Source organism: Acidimicrobiia bacterium (assembly GCA_036271555.1).
Lineage (GTDB): Bacteria > Actinomycetota > Acidimicrobiia > IMCC26256 > PALSA-610 > DATBAK01.
The window spans coordinates 45,653-54,444 of record DATBAK010000022.1; the positions used below are offsets into that span (position 1 = coordinate 45,653).

Annotated in this window: 8 protein-coding genes; 4 read left to right on the forward strand and 4 right to left on the reverse strand. The window is 69.2% G+C overall.

Translation table 11 applies throughout. The annotated features are described in order from the left end of the window. Window positions 1–2: 2 nt before the first annotated feature. Entirely contained in the window at window positions 3–1,430 is a 1,428-nt protein-coding gene (locus VH914_07310) for a hypothetical protein (protein ID HEX4490997.1), read from the reverse strand. A gap of 3 nt (window positions 1,431–1,433) precedes the next feature. After that, window positions 1,434–3,233, reverse strand: coding sequence for a DUF2156 domain-containing protein (locus VH914_07315; GenBank protein HEX4490998.1), 1,800 nt, complete (start codon window positions 3,231–3,233; stop codon window positions 1,434–1,436). A gap of 182 nt (window positions 3,234–3,415) precedes the next feature. On the opposite strand from VH914_07315, the gene VH914_07320 reads away from it, so the two are divergent. From VH914_07320 to VH914_07335, 4 genes are all read left to right on the forward strand, one after another. Then, on the forward strand, window positions 3,416–5,242 hold the full coding sequence (locus VH914_07320) for an acetolactate synthase large subunit (GenBank protein HEX4490999.1): 1,827 nt from the start codon (window positions 3,416–3,418) through the stop codon (window positions 5,240–5,242). Between the two features lie 82 nt (window positions 5,243–5,324). Next, window positions 5,325–5,855, forward strand: coding sequence for an acetolactate synthase small subunit (gene ilvN, locus VH914_07325; protein HEX4491000.1), 531 nt, complete (start codon window positions 5,325–5,327; stop codon window positions 5,853–5,855). Window positions 5,856–5,939: 84 nt separating this feature from the next. Then, window positions 5,940–6,968 carry a ketol-acid reductoisomerase gene (gene ilvC / locus VH914_07330; protein HEX4491001.1) on the forward strand — a complete coding sequence of 343 codons (1,029 nt, stop codon included), beginning with the start codon at window positions 5,940–5,942 and terminating at the stop codon, window positions 6,966–6,968. A gap of 13 nt (window positions 6,969–6,981) precedes the next feature. Then, window positions 6,982–7,584, forward strand: coding sequence for a DUF998 domain-containing protein (locus VH914_07335; protein HEX4491002.1), 603 nt, complete (start codon window positions 6,982–6,984; stop codon window positions 7,582–7,584). Window positions 7,585–7,601: 17 nt separating this feature from the next. Here VH914_07335 and VH914_07340 read toward each other — a convergent pair whose 3' ends face one another. Together VH914_07340 and VH914_07345 are read right to left on the reverse strand one after the other, a co-directional pair. Continuing rightward, entirely contained in the window at window positions 7,602–7,967 is a 366-nt protein-coding gene (locus tag VH914_07340) for a hypothetical protein (protein HEX4491003.1), read from the reverse strand. A gap of 40 nt (window positions 7,968–8,007) precedes the next feature. Further along, window positions 8,008–8,792: acyl-CoA dehydrogenase family protein (locus tag VH914_07345; protein HEX4491004.1), on the reverse strand; the 785-nt coding region annotated here is incomplete at its 5' end.

The following is an 8,792-nucleotide window of genomic DNA, read 5'->3' on the forward strand; positions in this document are numbered from 1 at the left end:
CGTCAGCCCGCGCGGTAGAGCACCGCGGTCGGCGCCGCCACCGTGAGCATCGCGGGCGTGCGCCGCGAGAAGAACGACGCGCGCGGTTCGTCGTTCCGACCGAGGAAGAACGCGCGGTTCACGGCCTTCACCCGAACCCGAGCGCCGGTGTCGGGTCCGAACGCGACGCGGATCGCGTCGATCTCCGCGATGTCGGACGGGCGCGTTCCCGGCGGCAACAGAACCGTCGTTGCGGCGGGATCGTCCCGCTCGACCGACCAGTCGGGATGCATCCCGAAGTCGGACCGATAGAGCGACGAGTCGCCCTTCAGCCGCACGCCGATCGCAACCCCGACCCAGAACACGCCCGAGTTCGCGGGCTTCACCGTCTGCTTGCGCACGACGAGGTACAGGTAGTTCGTCGGGTCCGCGATGAGCGTGGTCTGCGCGGGATCGGGGTGCGCGACGACCTTGCCCTCGCGCCGAACTTCGTCGGCCATCACGCGATACGTCCACGGGTTCGCGTCCATCACCTGTTCACGCGCGTGCGTCGTCGAGTCGAGCGACTCCGCGGTCGAGAGCGAGAAGCGCATCGGGTCGTCGACCGTGTCGCACACGTTGTTGTTCAGCGTGCACGTCTGCAGCTCGGGGCGGTCGAGCTCGTACGTGCCCGCGAACACTTCGGTGCCGTGGTTCGGCGACTGGAACACCGCGGTGCCGGGCACCGTGTTGCCGTTCGCATCGACCTCGACCTGATAGATCCACTCGATGTCGGTCGTACGCCCCCAACGTGCCATCAACGCCGGCGTCGACGTGCCGCCGTCCTCGTTGCTCCAGACGATCGAGTACAGCAGCACGGTGTGGCCCGGAGTGGCCGCGGGCGTCTGCTCGTGCCACGCGACGAGCGGCGTGTCCGTGGACGCGTTCTGGTACCGACCCGACGGTTCGCCGGCGACGTTCTTGACGTTGCGCCCATAGAGGATCGGTGAGTGGGAGAGCACGGTCCAGCCGGGTGTGCCGTACGCGACGGTGTGGAAGTGCGTGCGCGCGACCGCGACCTGCGTCGCGCCTGCGGACGATGCATCGGTGTCGAAGTGCAGCGTGAGCTTGTGACGACCGACGAAGAGCGGACCGAGGTCGAACGAACGCGTCACCAGAGACGAATCCATCACGACGTCGTCGGTGACGTACCGGCCGTCGACCGAGACGCGCAGCACCGCGGATGTCGACGACGCGTTCTGCCACGACACGCCGGGCGCGGCCGCGGTGAGGTCGAGCAACTCCTCGCCGAGATCGTGTGTCTGGAAGCGAATCGTCGCGTCGGCACCGTGGCGCGTGACGACGACGTGCTGGGTCTCGGCCGACGCGCGCGAAGGCGCGGCGACGGTGAACGCGAGCGAGCCGAGCGCGAGCGCGACTCCGGTCATGACGGAGACCATGCGTCGCGCCATCGACTACTCCTTCGCGTCGGTGTTCACTTGCGGGCGGCGGCGGCGCACCAACCCACGCGCCGCGGCGACCAGCCCGTTCGGAAGGTACGCGATGCCGACGGTCGTCGCGATGCGCGCGAGGTTCGCCGACTCCGGGTACACGAGGTAGATCGGCTCCCAACGGGGCCCGAACTTCGCCTTGAACCGGAACAGGTTCTTCGCCTCGTACACCGCACCGCCGTGGTCGTACAGCCAGCGCAGCGCGTCTCGGAGGCGCGAGTCGTCGCGGTCGTCGTCGGGGCGATCGACGTGCGCGAGCGGGATCGCGTTGAGGCTCGCTTCCTTGAGCCCGCGGTCGCGGAACGCCTCGAGCGAGCGCAGGATCAGCAGCTCCATCGTGCCGACGGGGCTCTCGGGATCACGCCGGAGCAGGTCGAGGATCATTGCCTTGCCGTCGAGGTAGGGGAGCCAGGTCGTGAACGCGACGACCCGTCCGCCGACGAGCGCGATCCACGTCTCGAAGAAGTCGAAGCGATCGAGGTCGAGCCGGCCGAGCGTGAAGCCCAGTTCCGGGCCGTGCTTCATCTCCAGCCAGTGATCGCTGATCGCGCGGAGCTGCGCGTCGACCGCGGGCGATCGGTTCTCCACTCGATAGGGCACGACGACGACGCCGTCGCGCTCGGCGCGGCGTGTGTTCTGCCGGAGCTTCGCCTTCTCCTTGCCGTCGGTCGCGAAGCCCTCGAGGTCGACGATCGCCTCCTCACCGATCGACACCGACTCGAAGCCGTACCGGTCGGCGCGCTCCGCGGTGGAGCGCGACGCCGCGAGGAGCACGGGCGTCCAGCCGTAGTGCTCGCACTTCGTGACCAGCTCGCCGAGCGCCTCCAGCTCGGTGCCGGGTTCGCCGACCGGGTCGCCGACACCGATCGTGACGCCCGAGATCTCGCGGTAGCCGAGCAGCACGCGTCCGTCGACGAGCTCGAGCGTCTCGTTCTCCGGCAGCCCCGCGAGCGCCGCCATGCCGGTGCGGCCCCAGCGGTCGAGGAACCGCGCTCGGGCGCGCAGGTCGGGGTGATGGATGAGCCGCGCGACGACGGGCTGCAGCAGCAGCGTGAGCACGACGAGCAGCGACGCCGCGCCGAGCGCCTGCAACGAACGGATGAACGCGCGCGCGAGTGCGGTGTCGCCGCTCGGCGCGGTCGTGAGGAAGAACGCGCTGCGCAGCACCACGTCGATACGCGACGCGATGCTGCGACGCGGAAGCTGCTCGGCGAGCTCCGACCAACCGACGAGCCCGTAGAGCAGCAGACCGCCGAGGAACCACGGCAGCGCGATCAGCGATCGGAATCTGAGCGGGCGCGCGCGGGCGACGAAGGCGTCGCGGATCGTCCAGAGATAGACGGGCGGAACGAGCGCGAGGCCCGCGGCGATGGGGTCGAGGTTGCCGGCGAGGTGCAGCACTGCGGACGCGATCGTGAGGAACAGTGCGCCGATCCACGCGCGCCGGTAGCCGCGCGCGAGCCCTCGTGCGAGGAGCAGCAGCGCGAGTCCGGCGACGAGCAGCAGCGCGCGTCCACTCTCGCTGAGGCCGAGCGGGAAGTTGCGTTCGAGGATTGCGAGGTGATGGCGCGTGCGCGGCACGACCGCGCCGACGATGTCGGCGATCGCGACGACCGCGATCGCGATCACGGCCCACCGGCGGCGATGGCGACGCTGCTCCATCGCGAGCAGGGCGTTGTCGGCACGGGGGAGCGCGCGCGGCGCGCGCAGGCTGGGTCGGCTCCGCAGCCGCTCGCGGAGTCCGCCGCGCTGGTTGCGTGTCACGACCACCACTCTGCCCTTCCGGGCTCGCCGGCTCTCACCGGGGATGTTCCCGAATCCCTGTTGTTTGCATCGGCGCGGCCGATGGGCGAGACTATGAGTCTCATGTCGTTCGTGACGCTCCCCGCCGACACCCTCCTCGTAGTCATCACGTAGCGCACGCGGCCGCTCCACGCGCCCGTGCGCTGCTTCCGACCCCTCGCCAGTGCGGGGGGTTTTCTCTTGCCCGCCGAACCGACCTCGCACCCAGCGATACCAGCGAGACCAGCCAGACAGGAGCCACCCCGATGAAGCTGACCGGCGCCCAGGCCTTGATCAAGAGCCTCGAGATGGAGCAGGTCGAGGTGATGTTCGGCCTTCCCGGTGGTGCGATCCTCCCGGTGTACGACCCGCTCATCGACTCGTCGATCCGCCACATCCTCGTGCGCCACGAGCAGGGCGCCGGCCACATGGCGTCGGGCTACGCGCACGCCACTGGTCGACCGGGTGTCGCGATGGTGACGAGCGGTCCCGCGGCCACGAACATCGTCACGCCGCTCTGCGACGCGTACATGGACTCGATCCCGATGGTCGCGATCACCGGGCAGGTCGCGTACTCGGTGATCGGCACCGACGCGTTCCAGGAAGCCGACACCGTCGGCATCACGATGCCGGTGACGAAGCACAACTGGCTCATCACCGACGCGCGGGACATCCCGCAGATCGTGCGCGAGGCCTTCCACGTCGCGACGACGGGCCGTCCGGGGCCGGTGCTCGTCGACGTGCCGAAGGACGTCGCCAACCAGACGATGGACTGGTACTGGCCCGAGAAGGTCGACCTCCCCGGCTACAAGCCGACGGTGAAGGGTCATCCGAAGCAGATCAAGGAGGCGGCGCGACTCATCAACGAGGCGAAGCGGCCCGTGATCTACGCGGGCGGCGGCATCCTCAAGGCGCGCGCCGCGGAGGCGCTGCGCGCGCTCGCCGAGCTCGCCGACGTCCACGTCGTCACCACGTTGATGGCGCGGGGCGCGTTCCCCGACAGTCATCCGCTCTGCCTCGGCATGCCCGGCATGCACGGCAACTACACCGCGGTCACCTCGATGCAGAAGGCCGACCTGCTGATCGCGCTGGGATCGCGTTTCGACGACCGCGTCACCGGCAAGGTGAGCGCGTTCGCCCCCGACGCGAAGGTCATCCACGTCGACATCGACCCTGCGGAGCAGGGCAAGGTGCGCCGGCCCGACGTCCCGATCGTCGGCGATTGCCGCGTCGTGATCGAAGAGCTCGTGAAGGCCGTGCGCGCCGAGCAGGGCAAGCACGACAAGGCCGACCAGAGCGAGTGGCACGCGCAGCTGAACTCGTGGCGCGAGCAGCACCCGCTCACGTACGAGCAGGAAGAGGACGGGCCGCTGAAGCCCCAGTTCTGCATCGAGGCGCTGCGCGACAACACGCCCGACGACACGATCGTCGTGTCGGGCGTCGGTCAGCACCAGATGTGGGCGAGCCAGCTCTGGCACTTCGACCACCCGTACACGTGGATCAACTCGGGTGGCCTCGGCACGATGGGTTACGCGGTGCCCGCGTCGATCGGCGCGAAGGTCGGTCAGCCCGACCGCATGGTGTGGGCGATCGACGGCGACGGTTGCTTCCAGATGACCGCGCAGGAGCTCGTGACCGCGACCGCGGAGCGCATCCCGGTGAAGATCGCGATCCTGAACAACGCGTATCTCGGCATGGTGCGGCAGTGGCAGGAGCTGTTCTACGGCGAGCGCTACAGCGAGGTGTACCTGTCGCCCGACCTGCCCGACTACGTGAAGTGGGCCGAGGCGATGGGTTGCGTCGGTCTGCGCGCGGAGACACCCGAGGACGTCGTGCCGACGATCGAGAAGGCGAACGAGATCGACGACCGTCCGGTCGTCATCGACTTCCGCACCGACTACCGCGAGAAGGTCTATCCGATGGTCGCCGCCGGCACCGCGAACGACGAGATCATCCTCGGCCCCGCGACCGACACGGCGGGTGGGCGATGAGCAGCCAGGCGCAGACCGACGGCGCGGTCAGCCCGACACGGTCGTCGCACGGTCCGGGTCGAGCGCGGGAGGTCGAAGCCGCATGAGCATCAACCAGCACCACATCCTGACGGTGCACGTCGAGAACAAGGCGGGCGTGCTGTCGCGCGTCGCCGGCTTGTTCTCGCGGCGCGGGTTCAACATCGTGTCGCTCGCGGTCAGCCCGACGGAGGACGAGCGCTTCAGCCGCATGACGATCGTCGTCGACGCGGAGTCGTCGCCGGTCGAGCAGATCGTGAAGCAGCTCAACAAGCTGATTCCCGTGCTCAAGATCACGGAGATCGCATCGGAGCAAGGTGTGGAGCGCGAGCTCATGCTCGTGACCGTGCGCGCGTCGTCCGAGAACCGCTCCGCGGTGACCGAGCTCGCCGCGATCTTCGAGGCGCGCATCGTCGACGTCGGCTTCGAGGCGATGACGATCATGATCGCGGGCAGCCCCGACCGGCTCGACGCCTTCTCGGATCTCGTCCGCCCTCTCGGCATCGTCGAGTCGCAGCGGACGGGTCGCATCGCGCTGCCGCGTCTCGCCCGCCAACCCGTGAAGCTGCGCGCGGTACGCACCGCGCAGGGTTGAGTCGCTCGTCACTCGAGGGGCGCCGGCCGCATTGCCCCACGTAATCTCCTCCGTCGCTCGAATACAGGAACGAAAGAGAACCCGATGCCCGCGAAGGTCTATTACGACAACGACGCCGACACCGCGCTGATCGCCGACCGCAAGGTGGCGATCCTCGGCTACGGCTCGCAGGGTCACGCGCACGCGCTGAACCTGAAGGACTCGGGTGTCGACGTGATCGTCGGGCTGCGCGAGGGATCGAAGTCGAAGGCGAAGGCCGAAGCCGCGGGGCTGCGCGTGCTCCCGACCGGTGACGCGGTGCGCGAGGCCGACATCGTGATGGTGCTGCTGCCCGACACCGAGCAGAAGAAGGTGTTCGACGCCGAGATCGCGCCGAACCTCGCGCCCGGCAACTCGCTCGCCTTCGCGCACGGCTTCAACATCCACTTCGGGCAGATCGCACCGCCCGACGGTGTCGACGTGTGGATGATCGCGCCGAAGGGTCCGGGTCACCTCGTGCGCCGCACCTACGACGAAGGTGGCGGGGTTCCGTGTCTCGTCGCGGTCGCGCAGGACGCGACCGGTAAGGCGAAGGACGTCGCGCTCGCGTACGCGAAGGGCATCGGCGGGACGCGCGCGGGCGTGCTCGACACGACGTTCGAGGAAGAGACCGAGACCGACCTCTTCGGCGAGCAGGTGGTGCTGTGCGGCGGGCTCGTCGAGCTCATCCGCAACGGTTACGACACGTTGGTCGAGGCCGGATATCAGCCGGAGTCGGCGTACTTCGAGACGCTGCACGAGGTGAAGCTCATCGTCGACCTCATCTACGAAGGCGGCATCGCGGCGATGAACTACTCGATCTCCGACACGGCGGAGTACGGAGAGATGTCGCGCGGGCCGCGCGTCGTGAACAAGACGACGAAGGCCGAGATGGAGAAGATCCTCGGCGAGATCCGCTCGGGCGCGTTCGCGAAGGAGTGGATCGCCGAGAACGAGAACGGCCGGCCCAACTTCAACCGCATGCGCGACGACGCGGCGAAGCACCCGATCGAGAAGGTCGGCGCGGAGCTGCGGGCGATGATGCCGTGGATCGGTGCGGGCAAGCAGCGCGTGCAGGACGTGTCCGGCGGCTGAGCGCGCCGTTCTGATGCGCGCGCGACGGTTCCTCGGGTCGATCGCGGGACCGGGCGCGTTCGCGACCGCCGCGTTCGTCGGTGCGCGTCGTGAGCCCGGTTACCGGCCGCACGACGAGCCGATCAGTGCGCTCGCCGCGCACGGCTCGCGCGCGGCGTCGGTGATGGTGCCGGGGTTCTTTGCCTTGGCCGGCGGCACGATCGCGTTCGCACGCGCGTTGCGGGGGAGTGCGGCCGCGCCGACGCCGGTGCCGCAGATGCTCACGGTCGTCGGGCTCGCGGTCGCCGGTGCGGGGATCGCGCGTTGCAGCGACCCGTCGTGCCCGGCGCGCTGGCTCGGTGACGACGTGCAGCTCACCGATGACCTCCACGTCGCGATCAGCGCGGTCGCGTTCGCCGGTTGGGCGTTCATCCCGTTGATCGCGGCGGCGCGGGCACGGAACGCGTCGGCGCGCTACCGGCGTTGGAGCGCGGTGCTCGGCGCGACCACGCTCGCGACGATGATCGGCGGCGGCCGGTTCCAGCGGAATCCGAACGGTGAATGGAGCGGCACCGCGCAGCGCGTGACCCTCGCCTCCGCGTTCGCCTGGTACGCGCTTGCGGGTCTGTCGGGCTGACGTGCGCGGCTCGACGCTCAGGCGGTCGGGACAACGGCGTCGGCGGCGGCGATGTCCTTGTGGAATCGCTTGCTGATGTAGAGGCGCTCGCCGAGCACCTCGGTCTTGTACCAGAGCCCGCTCGCCGGACCGATCCGCGTCGCGCGCGGGAGCTCGCGCAGCACTTCCTTCACGGGCGTCATGGTGACGCGCCCGGAGCTGCAGACGAGGATGCGCCGATCGGTGACGACCACGACCCGGTACGCGTTCTTGAAGACGATGATCCAGTACGAGATCAGCGCGAAGTACTGACTCGTCGTCTGCGCGGGAAACGCGGCCTGCACGACCTCGTCGGGCTGCAACAGCGGCGTGGCGTTCTTGATCAGCTTGTCGCGGATGGCCATGTCTGTCTCCTCCGAACGGTCGCCCGATGACGAGGCGCCGCTACGAGCGCGGGACCTTGCTCCAGGGCAGTTCTTTGTCGACGCGGGGCTCGCCGGGGAGGCCGAGCACACGCTCGCCGAGGATGTTGCGCATGATCTCCGACGTGCCGCCCTCGATCGAGTTCGCGCGCGACCGCAGGAACATGTGGCGAGCCTCGCCGAGCGCGGCGGTGAGGCTGATCTCCTCGGGGCGGCGGAACGTGTAGTCGAAGCCGGCGAGCGCGTCGGCGCCGAGCAGATTCATGCACAGCGCGTAGATGCGCTGCTGGTTGAGCGCGAGCGCGAGCTTGGAGATCGAGCCTTCCGGTCCGGGGTTGCCCGACTTCGCGGCCGCGGACGCGCGCATGTTCGTGAGTCGCAGCACCTCTTCGTCGATCCAGAGCTTCATCAACTCGTCGAGCGTGGCCGCGTCGTGCTGCTCGCGCCGGTGCCAGAGGTCGACGGCCTCCGCGATCGCGCCCGAGCCGCGCTTGGGTCCGCCGCTCGGCGCACCGCCACCGCCACCGCCGATCGTGACGCGCTCGTTCATCAGCGTCGTCATCGACACGCGCCAGCCGTCGCCGACGTCGCCGATGCGGTCCGAGTCGGGGATGCGAACGTCGGTGAGGTAGACCTCGTTGAACTCCGCTTCGCCGGTGATCTGACGCAGCGGGCGCACGTCGACTCCCGGAGCGTGCATGTCGAGCGCGAAATACGTGAGCCCACGGTGCTTCGGCACGTCGGGATCCGTGCGGGTGACGAGCATGCCGCGGTCGCCGAGGTGCGCGAGCGTGTTCCACACCTTCT

Coding starts and splice junctions, on each gene's coding strand:
- VH914_07340 (HEX4491003.1), bottom strand. CDS start 7,967: ATGGCCATCCGCGACAAGCTGATCAAGAACGCCACGCCGCTGTTGCAG.
- VH914_07310 (HEX4490997.1), bottom strand. CDS start 1,430: ATGGCGCGACGCATGGTCTCCGTCATGACCGGAGTCGCGCTCGCGCTC.
- ilvN (HEX4491000.1), top strand. CDS start 5,325: ATGAGCATCAACCAGCACCACATCCTGACGGTGCACGTCGAGAACAAG.
- VH914_07335 (HEX4491002.1), top strand. CDS start 6,982: ATGCGCGCGCGACGGTTCCTCGGGTCGATCGCGGGACCGGGCGCGTTC.
- ilvC (HEX4491001.1), top strand. CDS start 5,940: ATGCCCGCGAAGGTCTATTACGACAACGACGCCGACACCGCGCTGATC.